The sequence below is a fragment of the Pseudomonas sp. ML2-2023-6 genome, from assembly GCF_037055265.1.
Taxonomy (GTDB): domain Bacteria; phylum Pseudomonadota; class Gammaproteobacteria; order Pseudomonadales; family Pseudomonadaceae; genus Aquipseudomonas; species Aquipseudomonas kulmbachensis.
Genome location: NZ_CP146347.1, coordinates 4777907 through 4803580, shown reverse-complemented (window position 1 = coordinate 4803580; position 25674 = coordinate 4777907). Strand labels below are relative to the sequence as shown.

Annotated in this window: 26 protein-coding genes; 17 read left to right on the top strand and 9 right to left on the bottom strand. The window is 56.9% G+C overall.

The annotated features are described in order from the left end of the window. The 4 genes from kdsA to ispD all read left to right on the top strand — a co-directional run bounded on the left by kdsA (position 1) and on the right by ispD (position 3438). Complete coding sequence (gene kdsA, locus V6L79_RS22310; protein ID WP_060694718.1) at positions 1-846, top strand: 3-deoxy-8-phosphooctulonate synthase; 846 nt, start codon at positions 1-3, stop codon at positions 844-846. Between the two features lie 154 nt (positions 847-1000). Beyond that, the gene (eno, locus tag V6L79_RS22305) at positions 1001-2290 is read left to right on the top strand and encodes a phosphopyruvate hydratase (protein ID WP_261739436.1); all 1290 of its coding nucleotides are present in this window, start codon (positions 1001-1003) and stop codon (positions 2288-2290) included. Positions 2291-2458: 168 nt separating this feature from the next. After that, positions 2459-2737 carry a cell division protein FtsB gene (gene ftsB, locus V6L79_RS22300; RefSeq protein WP_261739435.1) on the top strand — a complete coding sequence of 93 codons (279 nt, stop codon included), beginning with the start codon at positions 2459-2461 and terminating at the stop codon, positions 2735-2737. After that, positions 2734-3438: a 2-C-methyl-D-erythritol 4-phosphate cytidylyltransferase gene (gene ispD / locus V6L79_RS22295; RefSeq protein ID WP_338579531.1), complete on the top strand. Its 705-nt coding sequence runs from the start codon at positions 2734-2736 to the stop codon at positions 3436-3438. The genes ftsB and ispD overlap by 4 nt, the downstream gene beginning before the upstream one ends. A 48-nt stretch (positions 3439-3486) precedes the next feature. Here the strand turns inward: ispD and V6L79_RS22290 are convergent, their stop codons facing one another. Next, entirely contained in the window at positions 3487-4392 is a 906-nt protein-coding gene (locus tag V6L79_RS22290) for a LysR substrate-binding domain-containing protein (RefSeq protein WP_261739433.1), read from the bottom strand. Positions 4393-4500: 108 nt separating this feature from the next. On the opposite strand from V6L79_RS22290, the gene V6L79_RS22285 reads away from it, so the two are divergent. The 8 genes from V6L79_RS22285 (at position 4501) to rpoS (ending at position 11691) form a co-directional block, all read left to right on the top strand. Next, positions 4501-5613, top strand: coding sequence for an S-(hydroxymethyl)glutathione dehydrogenase/class III alcohol dehydrogenase (locus V6L79_RS22285; protein WP_261739432.1), 1113 nt, complete (start codon positions 4501-4503; stop codon positions 5611-5613). Positions 5614-5708: 95 nt separating this feature from the next. Next, the gene (gene fghA / locus V6L79_RS22280) at positions 5709-6554 is read left to right on the top strand and encodes an S-formylglutathione hydrolase (RefSeq protein WP_405046605.1); all 846 of its coding nucleotides are present in this window, start codon (positions 5709-5711) and stop codon (positions 6552-6554) included. Positions 6555-6606: 52 nt separating this feature from the next. Continuing rightward, complete coding sequence (gene ispF, locus V6L79_RS22275; protein WP_048359885.1) at positions 6607-7080, top strand: 2-C-methyl-D-erythritol 2,4-cyclodiphosphate synthase; 474 nt, start codon at positions 6607-6609, stop codon at positions 7078-7080. Beyond that, positions 7077-8135 carry a tRNA pseudouridine(13) synthase TruD gene (truD, locus tag V6L79_RS22270; RefSeq protein WP_321834333.1) on the top strand — a complete coding sequence of 353 codons (1059 nt, stop codon included), beginning with the start codon at positions 7077-7079 and terminating at the stop codon, positions 8133-8135. The genes ispF and truD overlap by 4 nt, the downstream gene beginning before the upstream one ends. Beyond that, complete coding sequence (gene surE, locus V6L79_RS22265; protein ID WP_261739430.1) at positions 8123-8872, top strand: 5'/3'-nucleotidase SurE; 750 nt, start codon at positions 8123-8125, stop codon at positions 8870-8872. Before truD ends, surE begins: the two co-directional genes overlap by 13 nt. A gap of 41 nt (positions 8873-8913) precedes the next feature. Continuing rightward, positions 8914-9549: a protein-L-isoaspartate(D-aspartate) O-methyltransferase gene (locus V6L79_RS22260; RefSeq protein WP_169845246.1), complete on the top strand. Its 636-nt coding sequence runs from the start codon at positions 8914-8916 to the stop codon at positions 9547-9549. Positions 9550-9752: 203 nt separating this feature from the next. Then, positions 9753-10580, top strand: coding sequence for a peptidoglycan DD-metalloendopeptidase family protein (locus tag V6L79_RS22255; RefSeq protein ID WP_261739429.1), 828 nt, complete (start codon positions 9753-9755; stop codon positions 10578-10580). 106 nt (positions 10581-10686) lie between these two features. Beyond that, a complete protein-coding gene (rpoS, locus tag V6L79_RS22250; RefSeq protein ID WP_261739428.1) occupies positions 10687-11691 on the top strand; it encodes an RNA polymerase sigma factor RpoS in 1005 nt (334 codons plus the stop codon). A gap of 688 nt (positions 11692-12379) precedes the next feature. On the opposite strand, the gene V6L79_RS22245 is transcribed toward rpoS, so the two are convergent. The 3 genes from V6L79_RS22245 to V6L79_RS22235 are packed head-to-tail and all read right to left on the bottom strand — an operon-like array spanning position 12380 to position 14930. Further along, complete coding sequence (locus V6L79_RS22245; protein WP_338579530.1) at positions 12380-13429, bottom strand: alkene reductase; 1050 nt, start codon at positions 13427-13429, stop codon at positions 12380-12382. Positions 13430-13449: 20 nt separating this feature from the next. After that, complete coding sequence (locus V6L79_RS22240) at positions 13450-14616, bottom strand: MFS transporter (RefSeq protein WP_261739426.1); 1167 nt, start codon at positions 14614-14616, stop codon at positions 13450-13452. A gap of 11 nt (positions 14617-14627) precedes the next feature. Further along, on the bottom strand, positions 14628-14930 hold the full coding sequence (locus V6L79_RS22235) for a helix-turn-helix transcriptional regulator (RefSeq protein WP_261742484.1): 303 nt from the start codon (positions 14928-14930) through the stop codon (positions 14628-14630). Between the two features lie 155 nt (positions 14931-15085). On the opposite strand from V6L79_RS22235, the gene V6L79_RS22230 reads away from it, so the two are divergent. Then, entirely contained in the window at positions 15086-15673 is a 588-nt protein-coding gene (locus V6L79_RS22230; protein WP_321834325.1) for an ACP phosphodiesterase, read from the top strand. A 376-nt stretch (positions 15674-16049) separates the two neighbouring features. Here V6L79_RS22230 and V6L79_RS22225 read toward each other — a convergent pair whose 3' ends face one another. Continuing rightward, on the bottom strand, positions 16050-16841 hold the full coding sequence (locus tag V6L79_RS22225) for a 1-acyl-sn-glycerol-3-phosphate acyltransferase (RefSeq protein ID WP_261739424.1): 792 nt from the start codon (positions 16839-16841) through the stop codon (positions 16050-16052). Then, positions 16841-17596, bottom strand: coding sequence for an L-ornithine N(alpha)-acyltransferase (olsB, locus tag V6L79_RS22220; protein ID WP_261739423.1), 756 nt, complete (start codon positions 17594-17596; stop codon positions 16841-16843). The genes V6L79_RS22225 and olsB overlap by 1 nt, the downstream gene beginning before the upstream one ends. 239 nt (positions 17597-17835) lie before the next feature. Between olsB and V6L79_RS22215 the strand changes: the two genes are divergently transcribed. The 4 genes from V6L79_RS22215 (at position 17836) to V6L79_RS22200 (ending at position 21687) form a co-directional block, all read left to right on the top strand. Then, a complete protein-coding gene (locus V6L79_RS22215) occupies positions 17836-18426 on the top strand; it encodes a YceI family protein (RefSeq protein WP_261739422.1) in 591 nt (196 codons plus the stop codon). A 1-nt stretch (position 18427) separates the two neighbouring features. Beyond that, positions 18428-19585 (top strand): phosphatidylserine/phosphatidylglycerophosphate/cardiolipin synthase family protein, encoded by a 1158-nt coding sequence (locus tag V6L79_RS22210; protein WP_261739421.1) that lies wholly within the window; start codon positions 18428-18430, stop codon positions 19583-19585. Between the two features lie 103 nt (positions 19586-19688). Continuing rightward, entirely contained in the window at positions 19689-20324 is a 636-nt protein-coding gene (locus tag V6L79_RS22205; RefSeq protein WP_261739420.1) for a LysE family translocator, read from the top strand. A 79-nt stretch (positions 20325-20403) separates the two neighbouring features. Then, positions 20404-21687 carry a diguanylate cyclase domain-containing protein gene (locus V6L79_RS22200; RefSeq protein ID WP_261739419.1) on the top strand — a complete coding sequence of 428 codons (1284 nt, stop codon included), beginning with the start codon at positions 20404-20406 and terminating at the stop codon, positions 21685-21687. 31 nt (positions 21688-21718) lie between these two features. Here the strand turns inward: V6L79_RS22200 and V6L79_RS22195 are convergent, their stop codons facing one another. The 3 genes from V6L79_RS22195 to V6L79_RS22185 form a co-directional block, all read right to left on the bottom strand. Then, complete coding sequence (locus V6L79_RS22195) at positions 21719-22993, bottom strand: MFS transporter (protein ID WP_261739418.1); 1275 nt, start codon at positions 22991-22993, stop codon at positions 21719-21721. Beyond that, positions 22990-24051 carry a TIM barrel protein gene (locus V6L79_RS22190; protein WP_321837566.1) on the bottom strand — a complete coding sequence of 354 codons (1062 nt, stop codon included), beginning with the start codon at positions 24049-24051 and terminating at the stop codon, positions 22990-22992. The genes V6L79_RS22195 and V6L79_RS22190 overlap by 4 nt, the downstream gene beginning before the upstream one ends. Positions 24052-24136: 85 nt before the next feature. After that, positions 24137-25651 (bottom strand): PLP-dependent aminotransferase family protein, encoded by a 1515-nt coding sequence (locus tag V6L79_RS22185; protein ID WP_338579529.1) that lies wholly within the window; start codon positions 25649-25651, stop codon positions 24137-24139. Between the last annotated feature and the right edge of the window lie 23 nt (positions 25652-25674).

Genomic DNA, 25674 nt, shown 5'->3' with positions numbered 1-25674 from the left:
ATGGCGCAAAAGATTATCCGTGTAGGCAATATCGAAATTGCCAACGACAAGCCAATGGTCTTGTTCGGTGGCATGAACGTGCTGGAAAGCCGTGATATGGCCATGAAGGTGTGTGAAGAGTACGTGCGGGTTACTGAAAAGCTCGGTATCCCTTACGTGTTCAAGGCCAGTTTCGATAAGGCCAATCGCTCATCTGTCAGCTCTTACCGTGGCCCTGGCCTCGAAGAAGGCATGCGGATTTTTCAAGACATCAAGGCCGCTTTTGGTGTGCCGCTGATTACCGACGTCCACGAACCTGCCCAGGCAGCCGTGGTCGCCGAAGTCTGCGACATCATCCAGCTGCCGGCTTTCCTGTCGCGTCAGACTGACCTGGTCGTGGCAATGGCCAAGACCGGCGCCGTGATCAACATCAAGAAAGCCCAGTTCCTTGCGCCCCAGGAGATGAAACACATCCTGAGCAAGTGCGAAGAAGCGGGCAATGATCAGTTGATCCTCTGCGAACGTGGTTCCAGCTTTGGCTACAACAACCTTGTTGTAGACATGCTGGGCTTCGGCATCATGAAGCAGTTCGAGTACCCGGTGTTTTTCGACGTGACCCACGCGCTGCAAATGCCTGGTGGTCGCTCGGATTCTGCCGGTGGTCGTCGTGCCCAGGTGACCGATCTGGCCAAGGCTGGCATCAGCCAGAGCCTGGCGGGTCTGTTCCTTGAGGCACACCCGGATCCGGACAACGCCAAATGCGACGGCCCTTGTGCCTTGCGTCTGGACAAGCTGGAGCCGTTCCTGGCCCAGTTGAAGTCTCTGGATGAGTTGGTTAAAAGTTTTCCGACAATAGAAACCGCGTAACCCTCGTTTCTCCGGTAAAGTACCGCACGATTTCTCGGGCTGATGAAGCCCGAGCCTTATCGCCCGCAAGGCTGCCTGCTGTTTGACCCTTGCCGCCGATAACAATATTTCCCTCAGCTGCGTCGTTTTCGTCAACTTTGGAGTGTTTACAACAATGGCAAAAATCGTCGACATCAAAGGTCGTGAAGTTCTCGACTCCCGTGGCAATCCCACTGTGGAAGCGGACGTGCTTCTCGACAACGGCATCATCGGCAGCGCTTGCGCGCCGTCCGGTGCATCCACCGGTTCCCGTGAAGCGCTGGAACTGCGTGATGGCGACAAGAGCCGTTACCTGGGCAAGGGCGTACTGAAAGCCGTTGCCAATATCAACGGCCCGATTCGTGACTTGCTGCTGGGTAAAGACCCGGTTGACCAAAAGGCGCTGGACCACGCGATGATCGCGTTGGACGGTACTGAGAACAAAGGCTCCCTGGGCGCTAACGCCATTCTGGCCGTGTCTCTGGCTGCTGCCAAAGCCGCTGCACAGGACCAGGACCTGCCGCTGTACGCGCACATCGCTAACCTGAACGGCACGCCGGGTGTTTACTCGATGCCGGTTCCGATGATGAACATCATCAACGGTGGCGAGCACGCTGATAACAACGTCGATATTCAAGAGTTCATGGTTCAGCCGGTTGGCGCCAAGACCTTCTCCGACGCGCTGCGCATGGGCACCGAAATCTTCCATCACCTCAAAGCTGTGCTCAAGGCCCGTGGCCTGAACACCGCAGTGGGTGACGAAGGTGGTTTCGCACCTAACCTGGCTTCCAACGAAGATGCACTCAAAGTGATCTCCGAAGCCATCGCCAACGCCGGTTACACCCTGGGCACTGACGTGACCCTGGCGCTGGACTGCGCGGCAAGCGAGTTCTACGAAGACGGCAAATACAACCTGTCCGGTGAAGGTCAAGTCTTCAGTTCCGAAGGTTTTGCTGAATACCTAAAAGGTTTGACCCAGCGCTACCCGATCATCTCGATCGAAGACGGCTTGGACGAATCTGACTGGGACGGCTGGAAAATCCTTACCGACAAAATCGGTGAGAAGGTTCAGCTGGTTGGCGACGACCTGTTCGTAACCAACACCAAGATCCTGAAAGAAGGCATCGACAAGAGCATCGCCAACTCGATCCTGATCAAGTTCAACCAGATCGGCACCCTGACCGAAACTCTGGAAGCTATCCAGATGGCCAAGGCTGCTGGTTACACGGCTGTGATCTCGCACCGTTCGGGCGAAACCGAAGATTCCACCATTGCCGATCTGGCAGTGGGTACTGCGGCTGGCCAGATCAAGACCGGCTCTCTGTGCCGCTCTGATCGCGTTTCCAAGTACAACCAATTGCTGCGTATCGAAGAGCAACTGGGTGCAAAAGCCAAGTACAACGGTCGCAGCGAGTTCCGCGGCTAAGTACGGCGTGGTAAAAAGACTGCAGCTTGTGTCGGAAAATTCGCCACTGCGAGTCTTTTGACACTAATCTGATGCACATCGGTACAAGCCTGGTTCTTCCAGGCTTTGTACTATTGGTTGTTTACGTTTGTCGGCATGGCTGTCTTTTTACTGGATACCTGATATTCGATGCGCAGTCCCAATTGGTTGTTTCTCATCTTGCTCTTGCTGCTCGCTGGCCTGCAGTATCGCCTGTGGGTGGGGAATGGCAGTTTGGCGCAGGTTACCGACCTGACCCAGCAAATAGCCGATCAACATGCTGAAAATGAAATTTTGCTGGAGCGTAACCGCGTCCTGGATGCGGAAGTGCTGGAGCTGAAAAAAGGCATGGAGACCGTTGAAGAGCGTGCTCGCCATGAGTTGGGCATGATCAAGGAGGGTGAAACCCTCTATCAGTTGGCCCAATGAGCTATCCAACACCGGCCTTCTGGGCCGTGATTCCTGCCGCGGGTGTTGGTGCCCGTATGGCCGCGGACCGTCCCAAGCAATATTTGCAGTTGGGCGGGCGCAGTATTCTCGAACACAGCATCAGCTGTTTTCTCGACCATCCCGGCTTTAAGGGGCTGGTGGTCAGCGTCGCGTTTGATGATCCCTTTTGGCCAGCTTTGCCATGTGCCGCTGACCCTCGTGTAGTGCGGGTGGATGGCGGGCGCGAGCGGGCGGATTCCGTGCTCAATGCGTTGTTGTATCTGCATGCCCAAGGCGCTGCGGATGACGATTGGGTGTTGGTCCATGATGCGGCACGGCCAAACCTGTCACGTGAAGACCTGAACAAACTGCTGAGTGAATTGGCTGACGATCCTGTGGGTGGTTTGCTGGCTGTTCCTGCGCGGGACACACTCAAGCGCGTCGACAAAAATGGTCGCGCAGTTGAAACCGTTGATCGCAGTTTGATCTGGCAGGCCTATACACCGCAGATGTTTCGCTTGGGGGCCTTGCATCGTGCCTTGGCTGACAGCCTGGTGGCAGATGCGACCATCACTGACGAATCTTCGGCGATGGAGTGGGCCGGTCTGGCCCCGCGCCTGATCGAAGGGCGTTCGGACAACATCAAGGTCACCCGCCCGGAAGACCTGGAATGGCTGCGTTTGCGTTGGCTTAATCGCTGAGCATGTAACTGCTGTCGAAGGAACGCAGCCTCGTTCCTTCGGCAGCGGCTACAGAGATAGCGTCAGATACTCCTCCCGCTTCGCCAAACCTTCCTTAAGGTAATCCACCAGTTTTCTGACTTTTGGCGACAAGTGCCGCTGTTGTGGGTACAGCGCCCAGACCGCAGTGTTGGGCGGCTGGTGGGTGTCGAGCAGAGACACCAATGCACCGCTCTTCAAATGCTCCAGCACGTAGTAATCCGGCAACTGACACAGCCCCACACCCTGTAACGCTGCATCCAGTACCGCCTGCCCGCTGTTGCAGCGCCAATTACCCTGCACCCGTTGCGAAAACTCGCGTCCGTCCTGCTGTAATTGCCACAGATCGGAGCTGCCAATCAGGCAGTTATGCCGGCTCAATTCCGACAGGCTATGGGGGCGGCCGTAATGTTCCAGGTAGGAAGGCGATGCGCAGACATACATGCGCCTGGGGGCGAGGCGGGTGGCTACCAATCTCGAATCTTGCAAACGGCCCAAACGAATTGCCAGGTCAAGGCTTTCATGCACCAGGTCCAATGGCCGGTTGCTGAGTTCTATATCGACCCGCAATTGTGGGTACAACCCCATAAAGCGGGTGACCAAAGGCACGATAAATCGCTCGCCATAAGCTACCGCACACGTCATGCGCAGCATGCCCTTGGGTTCGCTGGCCAGATCACCGACCGCTCTCAGCGCCTCTTCCCGTCCATCTTGCAGGCGCTGGCAGTGTTGCAAAAAAGTTTGCCCGGCTTCGGTCAGCGTCACCTTTCGGGTGCTGCGATAAAACAGACGCGTTTGCAGGCGCTCTTCGAGGCGCGCCACCTGCCGGCTGATATGGGATGAAGAGACGCCAAGGCGCTCGGCCGCCGCTGTGAATTGGCCGCACTCGGCCACGGCGACAAACTCGTCGATACCTTCCCAACGGTTCTCATTCATGGATGATTATCCCTGTATGGCAATAATGTTTTGCTTTTGTCTGGATTATTAATCACTCAGCGCTGATTTACACTCGGCGTCTTGTTTTTACTTTGCTGGAGACGATTGATGATCAAGTCACGTGCTGCCGTAGCGTTTGAGGCCAAAAAGCCGCTGGAAATCGTGGAAGTTGACGTTGCCATGCCAAAGGCTGGCGAAGTGCTGCTGCGGGTTGTTGCGTCGGGTGTTTGCCATACCGATGCTTACACCTTGTCCGGTGCGGATCCGGAAGGCATCTTCCCGTCGATCCTGGGCCACGAAGGCGGCGCCATCGTTGAAGCGATCGGTGAAGGCGTGACTTCGGTTGCGGTCGGTGATCATGTCATCCCGCTTTACACACCTGAGTGCGGCAAGTGTAAATTCTGCCTGTCGGGCAAGACCAACCTGTGTCAGGCGATTCGCTCGACTCAAGGCAAGGGCCTGATGCCGGACGGCACTACGCGCTTCTCCTACAAAGGTCAGCCGATTTTCCATTACATGGGTACTTCGACGTTTTCGGAATACACCGTGCTGCCGGAGATTTCGGTCGCGAAAATTCAGAAAGATGCACCCCTTGAGAAGGTGTGCCTGCTGGGTTGCGGCGTCACCACCGGGATCGGTGCGGTTCTCAACACCGCCAAGGTCAAACCGGGCGATACCGTGGCGATTTTCGGCCTGGGCGGTATTGGTCTGTCTGCAGTGATCGGCGCCGTAAAAGCCAAGGCTGCGCGGATTATTGCCATCGACATCAACCCGGCCAAGTTTGAAATTGCCCGCCAGTTAGGTGCCACCGATTGCGTAAACCCGAAAGATTTCGATCGCCCGATTCAGGATGTGATCGTCGACATGACCGACGGCGGCGTCGACTTCTCGTTCGAGTGCATCGGTAATGTACAGCTGATGCGTGCGGCACTGGAGTGTTGCCACAAGGGTTGGGGCGAGTCCGTGATTATCGGCGTAGCCGGTGCAGGCCAGGAAATTTCAACCCGTCCATTCCAGCTGGTGACTGGCCGCGTCTGGCGCGGTTCGGCGTTCGGCGGTGTGCGCGGTCGCAGCGAATTGCCAAGCTATGTCGACATGGCGCAAAGCGGCGAGATCCCGCTGGATACTTTCATCACCCACACCATGGGCCTGGAAGATATCAATAAGGCATTTGACCTGATGCATGAAGGCAAAAGCATTCGCACCGTAATCCACTTCTGACGAAGAGCTGCAAGTTGCAAGCTATAAGCTGCAGCGGGTGATAGACCTTGCCTGCTTTTAACTTGTGGCTTGCAGCTGAAAGCCTGGAGCTGCCCATGACATTGGAAAATATCTCCTGCCAAAAAAGCTTTGGCGGCTGGCACAAGCGTTACAAGCATCGCTCTGAAGTACTGGGCTGTGACATGGTATTCGCCGTGTACTTGCCGCCGCAGGCCGAGCAGGGCGCCAAGTTACCGGTGCTGTACTGGTTGTCGGGCCTGACCTGTAACGACGAGAATTTTATGCACAAGGCAGGTGCCATGAAAATGGCTGCCGAGCTGGGGCTGATTATCGTGGCGCCCGACACCAGCCCGCGTGGCGAGGGGGTGCCGGATGACCCGCAGAGTGCCTGGGACTTTGGGCTGGGCGCAGGTTTCTATCTGAACGCCACTCAAGAGCCTTGGGCACAACATTATCGGATGCACGATTATGTGGTGCAGGAGTTGCCAGCCTTGGTCGAAGCGCATTTCCCGGCTTCGCAAAAGCGTGGCATCAGCGGCCACTCGATGGGCGGCCACGGCGCTTTGGTCTGTGCGCTGCGCAACCCTGGGCGCTATCAGTCGGTATCAGCCTTTGCGCCGATCAGTAATCCGATGGATTGCCCGTGGGGGCAAAAAGCGTTCTCCAACTATTTGGGTGACGAGCGTTCGCGCTGGCGTGAGTGGGATGCGAGCGTGTTGATCAGTGAGGCTCGTGAGAAGTTGCCATTGCTGGTAGATCAAGGTGATCGGGATGACTTTTTGGCCGTGCAACTCAAGCCTGAAGCACTGCAGCAGGCCGCCAGATTGGCGGATTATCCGCTGACCCTGCGCCTGCAGCCGGGCTACGACCACAGCTATTTCTTCATCGCCAGCTTTATTGATGACCACTTGCGGCATCACGCGAGCGCACTTAGCGCCTAATGTTGGTCAAAGTAGGTAGAATCACGCCCTGACTTAATCGGGGCGTTTTTTTATGCGTATTGGCCACGGCTATGATGTGCACTGTTTCGCTGAAGGCGATTTCATTACGTTGGGCGGCGTGCGGATCTCCCACAAATTCGGGCTGCTTGCCCACTCTGATGGCGATGTGCTTTTGCACGCCCTTAGCGATGCCTTGCTGGGTGCTGCGGCGCTTGGCGACATCGGCAAACACTTTCCGGACACCGATCCGACCTTCAAGGGCGCCGATAGTCGCGTCCTGTTGCGTCATGTCGTTGGTCTGATCCATGCCAAGGGCTGGAAAGTCGGCAACGTCGACAACACCATCATTGCCCAGGCGCCGAAAATGGCGCCGCATATTGAAACGATGCGTGCGCTGATTGCGGCGGATCTAGAGGTTGATTTGGACCAGGTAAACGTAAAGGCTACGACCACTGAAAAGCTTGGTTTCGTTGGGCGTGAAGAAGGTATCGCGGTGCACTCCATTGCGTTGTTGGTTCGCGCATGAACGAGTCTGATTTGCTCGGTCCACGGGCCTATGGCGAGGCATTGGGCACGGCAGTGCTCAAAGCGACGGCTGAAGATTTTCAAGTCGACGAAGTGCTTGATATACCGCTGTCCGGAGACGGTGAACACCTGTGGTTGTGGGTCGAGAAACGCGGCCTGAACACCGAAGAGGCCGCGCGCCGAATCGCCAAGGCGGCAGGCGTGCCTTTGCGCACTGTCAGCTACGCAGGCCTCAAGGACCGTCAGGCGTTAACCCGCCAATGGTTCAGCGTGCAACTGCCGGGCAAGGCAGACCCTGATTTGTCGGGCGCTGAAAACGACACCCTGAAAATTCTCAAGAGCTCGCGCCACAAACGCAAATTGCAGCGTGGAGCCCATGCGGCCAACGGCTTTACTCTGCGTCTGACGCAAATGGCCGGGGACAAGGATGCACTGGAACAGCGCCTGCAACTGATAGCCAAGCAGGGCGTACCGAACTACTTCGGCACCCAGCGTTTCGGCTGGCAGGGCGGCAATCTGGGCGAAGCCCGCGATTATGCGGCGCGCAAAGCCTTGCCTGAGCAGCGTAACGTGCGTTCGCGGTTACTCTCCACCGCTCGCAGCTATCTGTTCAATCAGGTGCTGGCGGCACGCGTGGCCGATGGTAGCTGGCAGCGGGCTCAGGTCGGTGATTTGCTGGCCTTTACCGACAGCCGCAGTTTTTTCCCGGCGGGCGAAGCTGAATGCAGCGATCCGCGACTGGCTATCCTCGATCTGCACCCTACCGGCCCGCAGTGGGGCGAGGGTGAGTCGCCGACCACCGGCGTGACCCATACGCTTGAGCAATCGATCGCAGAGCGCGAAGCCGATTTGCGCGACTGGCTGGTTCGCGCGGGCATGAGCCATGAGCGACGCATCCTGCGACTGCCCATTGGCCGGTTGACGTGGCATTATCCGCAGCCTGACATTCTGCAACTGGAATTTGTTCTGCCGGCCGGATGCTTCGCCACTGTTCTGGTGCGCGAGCTTGTTGATCTGGTGCCTTTGGATCAAGCGGATAGCCTATGCGTATTCTGATTTCAAACGATGATGGGGTCACAGCCCCGGGGTTGGCTGCGCTCTACGGTGCGCTGGCCGATTACGCCGAGTGTGTGGTGATTGCCCCTGATCAAGACAAAAGCGGGGCGAGCAGTTCGCTGACGCTGGACCGGCCGCTGCATCCGCACACGTTGGCCAATGGCTTTATCAGCATTAATGGCACCCCGACCGATTGCGTGCATCTGGGCCTTCACGGCTTGCTGGAGCAGCAGCCGGATATGGTGGTGTCCGGGATTAACCTGGGCGCCAACCTGGGTGATGACGTGTTGTATTCAGGCACCGTGGCGGCAGCGCTGGAGGGGCGTTTTCTGGATCGTCCTTCATTTGCCTTTTCGCTGGTATCGCGTCAGGTAGACAACTTGCCGACCGCGGCTTTTTTTGCCCGCAAATTGCTTGAGGCCCACGCATCGCTGGAACTGCCACCGCGTACCGTCCTCAATGTGAATATTCCCAACTTGCCACTCGAGAAGATTCGCGGCATTCAGCTCACCCGTCTTGGGCACCGGGCACGGGCTGCGGCGCCGGTACGAATGGTCGATCCGCGCGGCAAGGCCGGCTACTGGATTGCCGCGGCGGGGGACGTCGAAGACGGTGGGCCGGGTACGGACTTCCACGCGGTGATGCAGGGGTATGTGTCGATCACACCGCTGCAACTGGACCGCACCTTTGGTGATGGTTTCAAAAGCCTCAATGGCTGGCTGGAGGGTATGGGCTGATGGCGCGCGAGCAGGATGGCATGATGCACCGCGGCATTGGCATGACCTCTGAGCGTACCCGCGAGCGGCTGATTCAGCGTCTGCGTGAAGAGGGCATCGTTAACCAGAACGTGCTTGAGGTCATTCGTCGTACGCCACGACATCTGTTTGTGGATGAAGCTCTGGCACACCGGGCCTACGAAGACACGGCGCTGCCGATCGGTAATAACCAGACCATTTCCCAGCCTTACATGGTGGCGCGCATGAGCGAGCTGCTGCTTGAAGACGGGCCGCTGGACAAGGTAATGGAGATCGGCACCGGGTCGGGTTATCAAACTGCTGTGCTCTCGCAACTGGTTGAACGCATATTTTCGGTTGAACGCATCAAGGTATTGCAGGATCGGGCCAAGGAGCGACTGCTCGAGCTCAACCTGCGCAACGTGGTATTTCGCTGGGGCGATGGCTGGGAGGGCTGGCCTGCGCTGGCGCCCTACAACGGCATTATCGTGACGGCAGTGGCGACCGATGTACCGCAGGCATTGCTCGACCAGCTTGCCCCCGGTGGGCGTCTGGTGATTCCGGTAGGCGCGGGTGAGGTGCAGCAATTGATGTTGATTGTTCGCGAAGAGCACGGTTTCGCCCGGAGAGTGATCGGCAATGTGCGCTTTGTACCGCTGCTCAATGGGCCATTGGCCTGAGTCTTTGCCTGGTCTGAGTGAATTATAGGACTGGGCGCAGGTCATACTGCGCAGCGCCAACACGCCGCCCAATGCTTGACAGTTGTTTTCATGATTCGGCTTTGCCGTCTGTAAAAGCCCTGTAGCCAGTTATACTTGCGCCAAATCATGGCCAGTACTGGCGTCTATTATTTATCTTTAGCCATCTTCAAAGGGAGCGGCGGGTGAGTCTCACAGTCATTGCGCAGCGTATGAGTACCAAAAGCTATCAGAGACTGGTGGTCGGTCTGTTCCTGAGTGCCACGCTGGCTTTGTTGGCGGCGTGCTCCAGCACCCCGAAAAATGGCGTAAACGTCGTTGACCGCAATGGGGTGGCTCAGCGCCCGGCAGTGACCACAGGGCAGTACGTCGTGCGTCGTGGCGATACCCTGTTCTCGATTGCGTTTCGCTACGGCTGGGACTGGAAAGCGCTGGCCGCACGTAACAATATTGCGGCTCCGTTCACTATTGTCCCAGGTCAATCAATTCGCTTTGACGGACGCTCCGGAACCCTGCCTGCAGGTGGCACTTCCACCACTGTGGTGTCGTCTTCTTCGGGTAGCAAGACCACCGTTATCAAGCGTCCAGGCGCTGTCGTAGCGGCGCCGGCGGCTGTCGCGCCACTGCCGGCAGGTCCCGCACCGAAGGGTTGGGGATGGCCTTCTAATGGCATTTTGATAGGCAAATTTTCTTCAAACGGTAGTTTGAATAAAGGTATTGATATCGCCGGTGATTTGGGACAGCCTGTTTTAGCTGCGTCTGATGGTTCGGTTGTTTACGCTGGCAGTGGATTGAGGGGCTACGGCGAACTGATCATCATCAAACACAGTGATACCTATGTCAGCGCCTACGGTCATAACCGCAGGCTTTTGGTTCGGGAGGGGCAGCAGGTCAAGGTTGGACAGACAATTGCCGAAATGGGGTCAACTGGTACAGACCGGGTGAAACTTCACTTTGAAATTCGCCGCCAAGGTAAACCTGTAGATCCACTGCAATTCCTTCCACGTCGTTGATCGGTTACCAGCCTGTTCCTGCTCTGGTTAAGGAACAGGCTCAAGCATTGCCAAGGATTAAGGCGATGCTCGAGCTTGAGGTCGAACTCACCAAAGGACTATAGAAATGGCTCTCAATAAAGAAGCGCCGGGGTTTGACATCGACGATGAGGTGCTCCTTATGGACTCCAGCATCGATAGCGACTTGATGTCAGAAGAAGACGATTCAACCCCTCCAGCTCGAACCAAGTCCAAAAAAGCACCAGTCACCAAACAGCACAAGTACATTGACTACACACGGGCGCTTGATGCGACCCAGTTGTACCTCAATGAAATTGGCTTCTCCCCGCTGCTATCCCCTGCAGAAGAAGTTCATTTTGCGCGTTTGTCGCAAAGTGGAGATCCGGCCGGGCGCAAGCGCATGATTGAAAGCAACTTGCGGCTGGTGGTGAAAATCGCCCGTCGGTACGTCAATCGTGGTTTGTCGCTGCTGGATCTGATCGAGGAGGGCAACCTTGGGCTGATTCGGGCTGTCGAGAAATTTGATCCCGAACGCGGGTTTCGCTTTTCGACTTACGCCACTTGGTGGATTCGCCAAACGATTGAACGGGCGATCATGAACCAGACCCGTACCATTCGTTTACCGATCCATGTTGTCAAAGAACTCAACGTCTATCTGCGAGCAGCGCGTGAACTCACGCAAAAGCTCGATCACGAACCGTCCCCTGAAGAAATCGCCAACCTGCTGGAAAAACCTGTTGCCGAGGTCAAGCGCATGCTTGGGCTCAATGAGCGGGTGTCATCGGTAGACGTTTCTCTAGGCCCGGACTCTGACAAAACACTGCTCGATACCCTGACGGATGACCGCCCTACAGATCCTTGTGAGCTGCTTCAGGACGATGACCTATCGCAAAGTATTGACCAGTGGCTTTCTGAGCTCACAGACAAGCAGCGTGAGGTCGTTATTCGTCGTTTCGGGTTGCGTGGTCATGAGAGCAGCACCCTTGAAGATGTAGGTTTGGAAATTGGCCTGACGCGCGAACGCGTGCGGCAAATCCAGGTCGAGGGGCTCAAGCGGTTGCGCGAAATCCTTGAACGCAACGGTTTGTCGAGCGAGTCGCTGTTCCAGTAACAAGCTAGGCGTATCAACCAAAAACCCCGAGCGACTCGGGGTTTTTTGTGTCTTGAATTCAGCGGGATGCTCTTCGGTGCATATTTAGTATCAATGCCGGTTGAAATGCAGGGTCAAATGGCTGCTGTTGGGGTAGGGCATAAAGGGATCATTCGGATAAGTCTTGAAAAGCAATGTTACGGACGATATTGAATATTATCTGCGTATTGCTGTAAGCCTTTGCTTACCTTTTGCGTAAGCCGAGAGCTCTATCAGGGTGGGATAGCACCTTTTTTATGTATGCTATTGAATATAATTGTTTGAAATATAACGATTTTTTATTTTAGTTTATAACTGCTATGTAATAAATATCTATAACTGCTGTGCTTGCAGCAATTCAATAAAACTCTAGTATCTAAGTTGTGTCGACGGATCGACGCGGCGCTCAAGGAAGAACGCAGATGGACATCGCGGGATGCGATTCATCAGGATGATGAGAAGGAAAAAAAGGGACTAGGGAAAAAATGTGGGCGGGTCAAACCGCCCCTTTTTTCGCCCGAAAAAAGGTCGTGTGACCACTCGCACTATTACGCATCAGCGAATCGCTAACAGCAAAGCGCCCGAGGTCATTGACCTCGGGCGCTTTGTTTTGTGGTGCCAGAATGTCCCGTTAACGCTGATGCCTCTTCAGGGCACACATGCCATGTGCTTACAGCGTTGGGTAGTCGATGTAGCCCACCGAGCCTTTGGAGTAAAAGCTCTCTGGATGCGCTTCATTGAGCGGTGCATCGATCTTCAGGCGTGCAGGCAGGTCTGGGTTGGCGATAAAAGGCACGCCGAAGGCAACGGCATCCGCCTTGCCCGCGGCCAGCCAAGCATTGGCGCTGTCTTTGGTGAAGCTTTCGTTGACGATATACGGGCCGCCAAAGGCTTCCTTGAGCTGCGGGCCAAGGCTGTCTGGCGCTGCGTGTTCGCGGGAGCAGATGTAGGCGATACCGCGCTTGCCCAGTTCGCGGGCGACATAACCAAAGGTTTCAGCCAGGTTGTCATCACCCATGTCGTGCAAGTCGGCACGAGGCGACAAATGCACGCCAACACGGCCAGCGCCCCAGACGTCGATGGCGGCATCGGTAACTTCGAGCAACAGGCGAGCGCGGTTCTCTACGCTGCCCCCATATTGGTCGGTACGTTTGTTGGTGCTGCTTTGCAGGAACTGGTCGAGCAGGTAGCCATTGGCACCATGAATTTCGACACCATCAAACCCGGCGGCCTTGGCGTTTTCGGCACCCGTGCGGTAGGCCTCGACAACATCAGCGATCTCGGCGGTTTCCAGCGCCCGTGGCGTCGGGAAATCAGCCTTTGGACGAACCAGGCTGACGTGACCTTTGGCAGCAATGGCGCTTGGGGCTACAGGCGCTTCGCCATTCAGGTACATCGGGTGCGAGATACGCCCCACATGCCACAACTGCAACGCAATCCGCCCACCGGCTGCATGCACCGCCTTGGTGATGTTGGTCCAGCCACGGACCTGATCGTTGGACCAGATGCCCGGGGTATCCGGATAACCGACGCCCATGGCTGTTACCGAAGTGGCTTCGCTCAGGATCAGGCCGGCAGAAGCGCGCTGAACGTAGTATTCAGCCATCAGCGCATTGGGAACCCGACCTTCATCGGCGCGGCAGCGGGTCAGCGGAGCCATGATGATGCGGTTGGGCAGTTCAAGATCGCCCAGCTTGATCGGATCGAAAATCGTGGTCATTTATGCAGCCCTCTTAAGGATCAGTTTGTAGCACTGGCCAGTTCGGCATTGCCGTTTTGGCGAAAAGTAATCAGGGTCACCAGCAGCGCCAGAATCGCCAGCGCGGCAGCGGCCAGCGGAACGCTGGTGAGGCCGAAGCCGTGGGCAATAACACTGCCACCCACCCAGGCGCCCAGTGCATTGCCGACGTTGAACGCGCCAATATTCAGGGTTGAAACCAGGTTGGGTGCGGCTTTGCCGAAGGTCACGACGTTGATTTGCAGTGCCGGTACGGCGGCAAAGGAGGCGGCGGCCCACAGGAACAAGGTGATTTCAGTTGGAATCACGGCGACGCTGGTCCAGGTCAATACGGTCGACATCACGGCCATCGAGATAAAAACACCGATCAGGGTCGCGGCCAGGCGCTTGTCTGCCAGCTTGCCGCCGATGATATTGCCCACCGTCAGGCCAAGGCCGATCAGCAACAAGGTCCAGGTCACGCCGCTTGGCGATACGCCAGTGACATCACCGAGCAAGGGCGCTACGTAAGTGAACAGGGTGAACATCGAGGCGGAAAACAGCGCGGTCATGCTCAATGAAAGCCAGATGCCAGCGCCCTTGAGTGCGGCCAGCTCGGCACGCATATCGAGCTTCTCTTCGTCACGTTTGGCGGGCAGAAAGCGGATCAGGCCGATCAGCGCCACGACACCAATCACGGTGACTGCGAAAAACGTCGAGCGCCATCCTGCGGCCTGGCCCAGAGCGGTGCCCAGGGGGACGCCCAGCACGTTGGCCAGGGTCAGGCCGGTAAACATCAGGGCCACTGCTGACGCGCGTTTGTTGGCAGGTACCAGGCCTGCAGCCACAACTGAGCCAATACCGAAGAACGCTCCGTGACACAGCGCTGTCACTACGCGGGCAAACATCAGCACGTTGTAGTCACTGGCCAAGGCACACAGCAGGTTGCCGATGATAAAGATCACCATCAACGCGACCAAGGCAGCCTTGCGCGGCAATTTAGCCGTGGCCAGCGCCATGAACGGAGCCCCGATTGCCACGCCCAGTGCGTAACCGGTCACCAGCCAGCCAGCGCCGGGGATCGATACGCCAAGGTCGGCTGCGACATCAGGCAGCAAGCCCATGATCACGAACTCGGTGGTCCCGATGGCGAAAGCGCTGAGCGCCAGAATGAGTAGCGAGAGGGGCATGAAAGTCCTTGTTAAAGCTCTTGGCTGATTTGTTCGAGGAAGGCCTTGATGGTTTCCTCATTGCGTTTGAAAAAGTGCCACTGACCATGCTTTTGGCTGGTAATCAGGCCCGCTCGCTGCAGCGTTGCCAGGTGGGCAGAGACCGTTGACTGCGACAGGCCGCAGAGTTGGTCAAACTGTCCGGCGCACACGCCATGTTCGGTGGAGTGGACCTGGTCAGGAAACGAGGTGTCAGGGTCTTTGAGGGACTTGAGAATTTCTCGGCGTACTGGGTGTGCCAGGGCTTTTATTATTTCGTCGAGTTCAATCGGCATAGTGGCAGTGCTCATTGGGTACAACGTTATATCGCGATGAGGCGAACTTTAAATCGTCGTATCGCGATATACAAATATGAAATTGATCTAGGATCAGCTCAAATCGATATATCGGGTTATAACGATATTGGTGCGGCAGTGCTAAACTGCGCGACATGAATTATCTCGCACATCTGCACCTTGGCGGTCAGCGCCCGGAAGAATTACTTGGCAGCCTCTATGGCGACTTCGTCAAAGGGCGGCTGCACGGTCAGTACAGCCCCGAGATTGAACACGGGATTCAACTGCACCGCAGCATTGATGTATTTACCGACAACCATCCCTTGGTTGATCAATCGTTGTCGCGATTTACCCGGACCCGCAGGCGTTATGCGGGCATTGTGCTGGATGTGTTTTTCGATCATTGCCTGGCACGGGACTGGGGCCAGTATGCCGAGGGGCCGCTTGAGCGATTTACTTCGGACTTTTATCGGGTGCTGGTGGCCGAACAGCAGTTGCCACGGCGGCTTGCCACTATCGCGCCGCATATGGCTGCTCATGACTGGTTGGGTTCGTATCGGGACTTTGCTGTGCTGGAGCAAGTGTTCAACGGGATAGCTCGACGCTTGTCGCGCCCGGAAGAACTGGCCGGTGCTATGCAGGATTTGAAGGGATTGTACGAACCGCTCAGTGAGGATTTTCGGCTGTTTTATCCGCAGTTGCAGGTGTATGCGGCGGGTTGCTATCGGAAGGCATGTCCGTAGCAGGTGCCGAAAAACCAGATTTTGCGGTGTATCAGTTAAACCCGGTTGTCAGGATTTACGACTGCTGCGCAATATCCTGTAGCCGCTGTCGAGGAACGAAGGCTGCGTTCGGCTGGGCAGCAGTCGTAAAACCGTACACTGCAGTGGTTCAGGTAAATCCCGGACAGTGGCTACGGGCCTTTACCGTTTCACCGCTTCGTCTGCATCGCGAGCAAGCCCGCTCTTATCAAACATGAAGCAAGTTACTGATTTTAAAAAATTGAAAATTATCCTTTAAAACGTGAATTCTCGTAGGCGCCCCCCAGTTTGATGCGCGACAGCGCTACATCGAAGAGGTAGTGGGGCCGCCCACACCTCACTGTGCATAGGCCTCTGCTCAAATCATCGCCCCCACTCTTTCCGGCAGCGGGTCGGTTTGCGTGATCGGTGCTGTCACCACTCGCCGTATCGCTTCCTGGGCCTTGAACGCCAGCAATGCACGCTCCTGTTGCTGGCAGGCTATAGGTTCCAGCAGATGGATCTCGACGTCGGCCTGATCGTGGGAAAACAAGCGCAACAAATGCGACAGCAAATCGTCATCGCCAATAAACGGTGCTATCGCATCGACCTCACCATTACGTAAGTAACGGATGGCTACAGGCTGCAACGACATTTGGCTGTCAATCGCTGCCGCTAACAGACGGCCGTGAAAGGTACGTACCGAGCGCCCGTCAGTGGTCGTGCCTTCGGGAAACATCAACAGGGACAGCGGTTGTTGCAAGTGACGGGTCATCTGCTCTCGAATCAACTGGCTGTCGCCCGCGCCCCGGCGAATGAACAGGCTGCCGGCCTTGGCCGCCAACCAGCCTGCAACGGGCCAGTTGCGCACCTCTGATTTGGACAGGAAGGACAGCGGGGTCAGTTGCCCAAGCAGCGCTATATCGGTCCATGACACGTGATTGCTGACCCATAGCATTGGTGTTGCAGGTAGCTCGCCGACTACGGTGATGCGAAAGGGCAGGGCATTGCTCAGGCGTGCCATAAAAAACTGCGACCAGCGTTGGCGACGATCCATCGCGCTGTTCAGGCGCAAGCGTTCAAGTACCCCGAACACTCCAGCCATGCTCAACCCCAGGCTCACCACCCCTAGCACTCGCGCCACTCGGCCATATCGGCGTAAGCGGCTCATTACATGGCCGCCTTGAAGTGGCGAGCGTAACGCGGGCAGAGTTCATCGCGCTTGAGCAGAATAAACACGTCAGCCACCTGGAAGTCCTCATCCCAGCAGGGTTCGCCACAAATCCTGGCGCCCAGGCGCATATAAGCCTTGAGCAGCGGTGGCATTTCGGCGATGACGTTGGCGGGTACTTCCAGTGCCGGTAATGGCTTTTTCGGCTCGGCGCGTAAATGTTCAGTACACAAGTAGCGTTCGCGCAGACGCTGCATGATTGCCTGGGCCTGGATACCGCCATCCTGCATCGGGATGCTGGCGCAGCCCATCAGGTAGCGATAATTGCCCTGGTTGAGTACTTCAGCCAATTCGCCCCAGAGCACGGTGATGGTGCCGCCATTGCGGTAGGCTGGGTCGACACAGGTTCGGCCGATTTCAAGAATTGGGCCCTGCAAGTGAGCCAGCCCGTGCAGGTTGAATTCTTCTTCACTGTAAAAGTGGCCGATGTTCTGTGCTGCGCCGTGATCCAGCAAGCGGGTGGTGGCTACCAATTGGCCGCTATTGAGATCGCGCACCCCGATATGCTCGCAATAGGCGTCGTAACCGTCTTCATCCAGACCGTGTTCTGCACCTTTGAGTTTGGCCTTCAGCTCGTCGCTAAACACCCGAAAGCGCAGGGCCTGGGCCTCGCGCAACGCGTCAGGTCCGATCAGGCGTTCTGCCTGCAGGCGGCGTTCTGGAACAGTTTCGCGGATACGGGCGATCTGGGACATTGCGAATCTCCGTGCAGGCACCGGGCCTGCCTTGGGTTTCTGCGAATCGACTGAGGTGGGCAACTTCAGGCTAGGCAGGTGCAATGTCATCGCCATGACATTTGGATGATGCTTACATGACAGGCTCTGGGCAGAGGAACTGTCGATAGGGGTTGCGGCTCTAACACTGTGTAAAAAAAACTGCCAAGAGCGCGCTCTGGGGTTAATGTTCGCGCACGTTTATTGGGTGATGAGTTTTTATGTTCAAAGCGTTTTTATCTGCGGCCTGCACCTTGTTGCTGACCCTTGGTGTGAGCCTGTCTGCCCAGGCCAACTGGTATCTGGACGGTGAGTCATCACGGCTGTCATTTATCACTACGCAAAATGCCAATGTTGCCAACGCGCATCGCTTTTTGGTCTTGCACGGCAAAGTCGACCGTAAAGGCCATGCGCAATTGCGCATCGAAATGGATTCGGTCAACAGTGCGGTGCCGTTGCGTGATGAGCGCATGCGCGACGTGCTGTTTGATTTCAAGTCCTTCCCCGAAGCGCAAATCAGCGCGCAAATAGATCTGCAACCGATCAACGATCTTGCCTCCGGGGCGCAATTGGAGCTGCACTTGCCGGTCACGGTCAGCTTGCGCGGCAAACAGCACACCTATGAGGCCGAGTTATTGGCCACGCGTCTTGATGAGCGGCGCTTTCAGGTCGTGACTCTTGAGCCGCTGATGCTGCAAGCCGAAGATTTTGGTCTGCAACCGGAGCTCGAAACCCTGCGCAAATTGGCCGGACTGTCGGCGATCAGTTTTTCAGTACCGGTGAGTGCGGTGCTGATTTTCACGGCTCGCTAAGATGGCTGGCGCGGTATTTGGCTGGCGTAGCGACAACCAGTTCGAGTTGCTTATCGATGGGCCTCAGTTTTTCCCTCGAATGCTGGCAGCCATCGAGCAGGCACAAGAGCAGATTGATCTGGAGTTGTATCTGGTGGAGGCCGGAGACTGTGCCGAAACCATCGTGCAGGCCCTGGAACAAGCGGCCTGGCGCGAGGTGCGGGTGCGCTGCCTGTTTGACGGTTATGGCAGTCTGGGATTGAGCCTGGGGTTGCGCCGGCGATTGACCGAGGCCGGTGTCGAACTCCGGTATTACAACCCGCTGAGCTGGCGACGCGGGCTGAATAATCTGTACCGCGATCATCGCAAGCTGTTGCTGGTGGATCAGCAATTGGCCGTGGTTGGAGGCACCGGGGTGACCGACGAGTTTTGGCGCCCCAGTGAAAACACCTGCGACTGGCATGAAGTCATGGTCGAGATTCAAGGCCCGTTGGTGCTGGACTGGCAGATGCTGTTTGATCGTCAATGGCGCGCCAACATCAGTCGCAAGGCGTGGAAATCAGCGACACACTTTGGACTTGCGCGATTGCCCAAGGTGCCTGACGAAGGGCAGGGTATGGGGCGCGTGGCTTACGCGGATGCACATCAACATCGCGATATCCTGCAATCGCTGGTGCGCGCGATCAACAGCGCAAAACAACGAATCTGGCTGGCCACGCCTTACTTCTTGCCGACCTGGAGCGTGCGTCGTTCGCTGCGCCGTGCGGCTGCACGGGGTGTTGATGTGCGGTTGTTGCTCACCGGGCCGCGCACCGACCATCCCTCCGTGCGTTATGCCGGTCATCGCTATTACCCGCGTTTGCTTAAGTCCGGCGTACAGATTCTGGAATATCAGCCCCGTTTCCTGCATTTGAAAATGGTCCTGATCGACGACTGGGTCAGTATTGGCTCGTGCAATTTCGACCACTGGAACCTGCGGTTCAACCTTGAGGCTAACCTCGAGGCGATCGACCCTGCGCTCACCCAGGCGGTCGCCGCCAGTTTTATCAACGACTTCGCGCAGAGCCAGCCCATCAGCCTGCAAGACTGGCAGTCACGACCACTCTGGAAGCGGGTGCAGCAGCGCATCTGGGGCTGGGTTGATCGGGTGGTGGTGAATATTTTGGGGCGTCGGCACTAGAATTTTCTCGGCACGCGGTTACAGAACCCTGCATAACGTGCAAAATCGAGCGACTTCACGAGTAACGGAAACGCGTGAAGCATGTTTTTTTGGAGCGTTTTGCATGACACCTTCGCTGTTATTGGCCGTTCTGGCTTCGGGTTTTATCTACGGCATCACCCCTGGACCGGGGGTGCTCGCCGTATTTGGGATTGGTGCCGCACGCGGGCGACGCGCCGGAGCCGGTTTTTTGTGCGGGCATTTGCTGGGTGATGTGATCTGGTGCAGTACGGCGCTGATTGCCATCGTGGGCGCCCGTGAGTTTGGCAGCACGGCGTTTAATGTCCTGGGCTTGATCAGCGGCCTTTACCTGTTTTGGCTGGGGCTGCGTGCAGTTCGCGCCCAGCGTGGCAGCGTCGCCCAGCAAGGACCAGCACGCCAGCCGTTTACCCATGGCATTTTCTTCGGCTTGACCAATCCCAAGGCGTACCCCGTGGCGGTGGCGACCTTTACTGCATTGCTCTCCAGCCGTGCGGAACTTCTGACATGGGCCATGCTGCCATGGCTGATTGCATTGAGCTTTGTGGGTGGGGCGCTGGCCTACGTCATTTTGGTAGGCATTGTAGGCGCGGGGCATGTCAGGGCACTCTATCAACGGCATGAGCTGCTGATTACCCGTTTATGCGGGGTGATGTTTATCGGTTTTGCGATCAGTGCCTTGATGCACGCGCTGCCTGGGTTATTGCGAACTATCGTATGAAGTAGTGGCAGGGAACGCATGGCGATCTACGGCTCAGGGATGAATGTTGATGTTTACCCCTGAGGCACCAAGCGGTCTTATGGACATCAAAAGTTACCTGTTTCAGGCCGGTTTTATTGACTTGCTGCTGGATGCAGTGTGTGTGGTCGACCGCGCAGGCCACTTTGTTTATGTCAGTGCGGCCTGCGAGCGTATCTGGGGCTATGAGCCAAGCGAGCTGATTGGCCAGCCCATGATCAATCTGGTTTTCCCCGCCGATCGTGAGCGCACACTGCTCGCTGCCAGTGAAATCATGGCAGGCGAACCCAAGCTGAATTTCGAGAACCGCTATGTCCGCAAGGATGGGCGGGTCGCCCATATATTGTGGTCAGCGCGCTGGTCTGAAACCTATCAGATGCGCATTGCCGTAGCCCGTGACATTACCGAGCGCAAGCAAGCCGAGTCGCGCCAGTTGGCACTTTTCGCAATATCGGAAGCCGCCCACGCAACCGATGATTTGCTGACGCTGTTCAAGCGAGTACACCAGCTCATTGCGCAGTGGCTGCCGGCATTGAATTTTTCGGTTGCGCTTTGTGATCAAGGCCAGGGTGCGCTGAGTTTTCCTTATCACGTTGATGAGCATCCGTTGCAGCAAAACTCGGAGGTTACTCAACTCAGTGAGCTGGTCATTCGCGGTGGTCAGTCCATTCTGCGTTGTGGCGAGAAAATGCCGTCATGGCTGGGCGTGCCCCTGGCGACCCAGAACGGCATTATTGGTGCTCTGGTGGTCAAGAGTGCGCAGGGAGAAGAGCGTTATACCGAGCAGCACCAAGACCTGCTGCAATACGTCTCGACCCAGGTGGCGGCCGCCATCGAACGCAAGCAATTGCATGCCCGCTTGCAGTACTTGGCGCAGTACGATGCCTTGACTCGCTTGCCCAATCGAACGCTGCTCTACGACCGTTTGAACTGCGCGCTGGTGCATGCCAAGCGTGAGCGTGAATGCATGGCCGTCCTGTATCTGGATCTGGACCATTTCAAACGGGTCAACGACAGCTTCGGGCATGCCGTCGGTGATGGTCTGTTGCAACAGGTTGCGCACCGTCTGAGAAGTAGCGTGCGTGAAAGCGACACTGTCGCCAGGATGAGTGGTGATGAGTTTGTGCTGGTTCTGTCCAAACTCACGTTGCCGGAGCACGCGCTGGTCGTGGCTGAAAAACTACGACTGAACCTCAGTCAGCCCGTACTGATTGAGGGCCATAGGCTCAGCATTTTTGCCAGCATCGGCATCGCCGTTTATCCCGAGCATGGAGAGCTGGCCCAGCAACTGCTCAACTATGCAGACACGGCAATGTATCGAGTGAAAAAGAGCGGGCGCGGGTGAGATCATTCACCACTTGCCCGCTCTTGCCTCATCAGGCCTGAGCCAGAGCTGTGTGCTGGACGGTCGCAATGTTTTTACGTACCGCGCGATGCAGCAGGCCGCACACCATAAAGCCGATCAGCGCCAGTAGGCTCATCAGGCTGAATACATAGTTGTAGCCTTGTTGGCCTGGAAAGTGATCGAGGATCGAACCGTAGATCACGTAGGCAAACATCCCGGGGGCGTAGCCGATCAAGCAGGCGATACCGAAGGCCGAACCGGTGATGCGCTGGGGAATGCCCACTTCACTCATGGGCGCCCAAAATACGCCACGCATGGTGAACACAATCAGTGCGAAGGACAGCGTGGCGGCCATGCCGATATAGATGAAGTGCCCGCCCTTTGGCACCAGCATGATCAACGCCATGATTGGTAGCAGCGCCAGAAATGCCCACTTCATGTAGCGCGAAGGGCTCTTGAAATACTTGTCGGCCATAAAGCCGCCCGCCGGGCCGCCGAGGATCTTGAGGAAGTACTGGTTGATGATGCCGTAGGCACCGACCAGTGCGACCGGCAGCTCATAAATATCCTTGAGGTAGGGAATGAAGTAAGTCAGGCCGCAATAGACGATGTAGACCATGAAGACGTTGAAGCTGACCAGCCAGATCCCGGGAATCCTGATCGCTTCAAGCAGCCCGGACATGCCGGACAGGCTGGCCTCTTTCTTGACCACGGGGGCTGCCTTGTTATCGCGCAACAAGAACCAGGTGACAATGCCCGCGATGATGTCGACCAACGAATAGAACACGATGGCCGACTTGAGCCCCGCTTCACCTGACCCCATCGCGACGAACACCCCCAGCGCTGAAAACGCGACCAGCGTATCGACGATGCCCCGACCTCCCTCCAGAAAGCCGAACATGCGACCTTGTTCGTTATCCTCGCCAAGGTTGCGCACGGCCTTGAGCAAGGCAGGCCAATAGATGCAGTCCGCGCAGACGGCCAGTAGGCAGAACACGATCAACAGCTTGTCGAAGCCGGGGAAGGTGGCCAGATACAGTCCCAGACTGCCGGTTCCGATCAGGCCCAGGGGGATCAGCTTGCGTGTATCAAAGCGGTCCGCCAGATACCCGCCGACCACGAACAGGGCGGTGGCGATGATGGCATTGGCACTGAGCAGCGTGCCAAGCTCGGTGTGGCTGAGCCCCATATATTGCTGAATCGGGACGTAGAAAGCGTCTTTGAGGTTGGCGAGCTTGTAGATAGTCCCGCCGCCAAGAATGAGGACCAGAAAGCGTAGCCATTTGGCTTTGGACTGAGTGGTCATTTTTGTTCTCCCAGCGTCAGTTGAGCCAACATTTTCAATTCACCCAGCAGGTCGCGCACATAGCGAATCTGGTTGTTCGCCCACTGGTGTTCCTCATCCATCATCCGTTCCACGCAATAGCCTGGCGGCAGCGCGGTTTCGCTCATTTCGCGGTAGTCGATAAAGGGGTCAGCGGCTTCGTCCGACTGGCGGAAAGCTGGCGCGATGTAGTGGTTTTCCTGCTCCAGAATGAAGGCGATAACCTGCGGCTCGTGCTCGCCGAGCATCAGCAGTTCGAACACCATGCGCGCACTTGGCAGATGATCTTCGACGCTGCCTTGCAGCACACCGTAATGCCCGAAACCGTTTTGCTCGGGCACCACGCGTACACCTTTCATATGTACTTGGCGGATGTGCGGGGCCAGTTGTTGCAGGGCTGGCAACGGCTGCTCGCAGGCGTTGATCATGTTGCCGAAGTCGAACAGCGCATGCAGGCGTGGATGGTCAAGACGCTGCAGCAACTGCGCAATCTCATGGCTCTTCAACTCTTCATGTTGCTCGAAGTCGAAAAACAGGTCGTGCAGGTCTGCCTGCTCGGCCAGATACCGCAGGTCAGTTTCAATCAGCGCCATAACCCGTGAGAGGTGGCCTTCATAGCGTGAGTAAACGCGGATGTTGCGCGTGCCGAGAACGTTGGCAATGGCGATAACCTGATCGACATCTTCCTTGCGGGTGCTACTGATTTCCAGATGCACATCCAGACCGAGCCTGGCAGCCTTGTCGCGGAATTCCAGTAACTGGTGCGGGTTCATGTTGCTCAGGCTGTTGGCCTCGCCATCGAGCAAGTGCAGGCTCAGCCCTTGCAGCTCATGGCGGTAGGCGAAGTCCAGCAGCTCACCTGGCAGGACCCGGCCATGGGTCAGGTTGCTGAGGAGGGGATACGCATGGGCGAACAGGCGCAGCTGCGCCAGTCGGTCGATAAGTTTACTGGCCAGTTGCGGGGTCAGCACCGGCGGCGGGCAGCTGCCATCGGTGTTATGGCTTAGCAGGGAGTTGAAGCGTGCTTGAATACAGTTCATTAGAATTATTCCTGGTACAGGCACCGAATCAGTCGGTAGGGCCTTTATCGCACCAGGGTGGTTCTATCTATAGAGCCATTATTTTTTAATTCTTATGACCACTTTGTAGTGAGTGGCCCATTTTCAGCAGCGCCTGAGCCAGCGCTTCGACTTTCTCTTCGGCCTGTTCTACCGGGGTGCCGGCAAAGCCGATCAGCAGACCTGGGGGCAGATAACGCTGTACGCAGTAGTCGCTCAGGGCGTAGGTATGAATCTGGTGCCGGGCCAGTTCCTTGGCGATGGCCGCGTCATCCAGTTCTGGGGCGAGCCAGCCGATCAGATGCATGCCAGCACTCACGGGTTTGAGCTGCATAAAGTTGCCCAAACGTTGCTGCAGTGTGCTCAATAAACACTCTTGACGAGCCTGATACAGCGCGCGCATGCGGCGGATATGGCCGAGGAAATGGCCTTCGCGGATAAAGTCTGCCGTGACTGCCTGTAGCTGCGTGGACGGGCTACGATCCATGACGGCACGCATGGCGCAGAAGGGATCGACCAGCGCTTGCGGGAGTATTACGTAACCCAGCCGTAATGACGGGTAGAGCACTTTGCTGAACGTGCCGACGTAGATGACGCGGGCCCATTGGTCCATTGCATAGAGGGCCGGCAGTGGGCGCGAGCCATAGGTGAACTCGCTGTCGCAATCGTCCTCGATGATCCAGCGATTGCCCCGATCAGCCCACTCGATCAATTCCTGGCGCCGTGCATAGCTCATTGTCGTGCCGAGCGGGTGCTGGCGTGACGGAGTCGTAAACGCCAGTCGCGCCTCTGGGCATTCACGCAGGCCTTGCTGCACGTCGATACCCTGTTCATCAATCCGTAATGGCACCACCCGGCAACCTTGGGCCTGGAGGGCAATGCGCGCAGCAATATGGCCGGGGTCTTCCATCCAGATGCTGTCCTGGGGGTCGAGCAACAACATGCCCAGCAAGTTGAACGCTTGCTGGGCGCCCGAGACGATAACTACCTGGCTGGCCTCGCATTCGATTCCGCGAGCGTCATAGACGTATTCGGCAATCGCCTCGCGCAACCGCAGCAACCCCTTTACCTCGCCATAACCGAGTATTGCCTTGGTCGGTTGGCACAGATGCCGGTTCATCAAGCGCTTCCACACATGCAGCGGGAAAGCATCGAAGGCGCCCTGGCTTGGGAGGAAAGAGGTCGGACAGTTTGGTTCCCAGGTCTCGTAGGAAATCCCGCTGAAATGATCGCTGCGCAAGGACAGCACCGATTGGCTCAGGCTCGACAGGCGCGGGGGCTTACGCAGTTCGTCAGTCGTGGTTTCGCGGCTTTCCCACTCGGCTCCGACATAAGTGCCCGCACCGGGCCGTGAAACCAGAAACCCCTCGGCAATCAGCTGATCGAAAGCGTTCAGGATGGTAATTCGCGACAGCGCCTGTTCTTTGCACAAGGTCCGCGTGGAGGGCAGCCGAGTACCTCCTTGCAGGCGACCAGCGAGAATCTGCTGGCGAATTTGCAAGTACAGTTGACGATACAGGGGCGTTGGGCTGGCACGATCCAGCGCGATGCCGGTAAGGAGCCGACCACCGGGGGATTTCATGGGGTTTTGCCTCAATTATTGTT

Excerpts from the sequence above, each read along its gene's own strand:
- V6L79_RS22185 (WP_338579529.1), bottom strand. The coding sequence starts at position 25,651 with ATGAAATCCCCCGGTGGTCGGCTCCTTACCGGCATCGCGCTGGATCGT.
- surE (WP_261739430.1), top strand. The coding sequence starts at position 8,123 with ATGCGTATTCTGATTTCAAACGATGATGGGGTCACAGCCCCGGGGTTG.
- V6L79_RS22235 (WP_261742484.1), bottom strand. The coding sequence starts at position 14,930 with ATGCCGATTGAACTCGACGAAATAATAAAAGCCCTGGCACACCCAGTA.
- V6L79_RS22215 (WP_261739422.1), top strand. The coding sequence starts at position 17,836 with ATGTTCAAAGCGTTTTTATCTGCGGCCTGCACCTTGTTGCTGACCCTT.
- olsB (WP_261739423.1), bottom strand. The coding sequence starts at position 17,596 with ATGTCCCAGATCGCCCGTATCCGCGAAACTGTTCCAGAACGCCGCCTG.
- V6L79_RS22260 (WP_169845246.1), top strand. The coding sequence starts at position 8,914 with ATGACCTCTGAGCGTACCCGCGAGCGGCTGATTCAGCGTCTGCGTGAA.
- kdsA (WP_060694718.1), top strand. The coding sequence starts at position 1 with ATGGCGCAAAAGATTATCCGTGTAGGCAATATCGAAATTGCCAACGAC.
- V6L79_RS22225 (WP_261739424.1), bottom strand. The coding sequence starts at position 16,841 with ATGAGCCGCTTACGCCGATATGGCCGAGTGGCGCGAGTGCTAGGGGTG.
- ftsB (WP_261739435.1), top strand. The coding sequence starts at position 2,459 with ATGCGCAGTCCCAATTGGTTGTTTCTCATCTTGCTCTTGCTGCTCGCT.
- V6L79_RS22205 (WP_261739420.1), top strand. The coding sequence starts at position 19,689 with ATGACACCTTCGCTGTTATTGGCCGTTCTGGCTTCGGGTTTTATCTAC.
- ispF (WP_048359885.1), top strand. The coding sequence starts at position 6,607 with ATGCGTATTGGCCACGGCTATGATGTGCACTGTTTCGCTGAAGGCGAT.
- eno (WP_261739436.1), top strand. The coding sequence starts at position 1,001 with ATGGCAAAAATCGTCGACATCAAAGGTCGTGAAGTTCTCGACTCCCGT.
- fghA (WP_405046605.1), top strand. The coding sequence starts at position 5,709 with ATGACATTGGAAAATATCTCCTGCCAAAAAAGCTTTGGCGGCTGGCAC.
- V6L79_RS22210 (WP_261739421.1), top strand. The coding sequence starts at position 18,428 with ATGGCTGGCGCGGTATTTGGCTGGCGTAGCGACAACCAGTTCGAGTTG.
- V6L79_RS22195 (WP_261739418.1), bottom strand. The coding sequence starts at position 22,993 with ATGACCACTCAGTCCAAAGCCAAATGGCTACGCTTTCTGGTCCTCATT.
- V6L79_RS22245 (WP_338579530.1), bottom strand. The coding sequence starts at position 13,429 with ATGACCACGATTTTCGATCCGATCAAGCTGGGCGATCTTGAACTGCCC.
- V6L79_RS22285 (WP_261739432.1), top strand. The coding sequence starts at position 4,501 with ATGATCAAGTCACGTGCTGCCGTAGCGTTTGAGGCCAAAAAGCCGCTG.
- V6L79_RS22200 (WP_261739419.1), top strand. The coding sequence starts at position 20,404 with ATGGACATCAAAAGTTACCTGTTTCAGGCCGGTTTTATTGACTTGCTG.
- V6L79_RS22230 (WP_321834325.1), top strand. The coding sequence starts at position 15,086 with ATGAATTATCTCGCACATCTGCACCTTGGCGGTCAGCGCCCGGAAGAA.
- V6L79_RS22290 (WP_261739433.1), bottom strand. The coding sequence starts at position 4,392 with ATGAATGAGAACCGTTGGGAAGGTATCGACGAGTTTGTCGCCGTGGCC.
- rpoS (WP_261739428.1), top strand. The coding sequence starts at position 10,687 with ATGGCTCTCAATAAAGAAGCGCCGGGGTTTGACATCGACGATGAGGTG.
- V6L79_RS22240 (WP_261739426.1), bottom strand. The coding sequence starts at position 14,616 with ATGCCCCTCTCGCTACTCATTCTGGCGCTCAGCGCTTTCGCCATCGGG.
- V6L79_RS22190 (WP_321837566.1), bottom strand. The coding sequence starts at position 24,051 with ATGAACTGTATTCAAGCACGCTTCAACTCCCTGCTAAGCCATAACACC.
- ispD (WP_338579531.1), top strand. The coding sequence starts at position 2,734 with ATGAGCTATCCAACACCGGCCTTCTGGGCCGTGATTCCTGCCGCGGGT.
- truD (WP_321834333.1), top strand. The coding sequence starts at position 7,077 with ATGAACGAGTCTGATTTGCTCGGTCCACGGGCCTATGGCGAGGCATTG.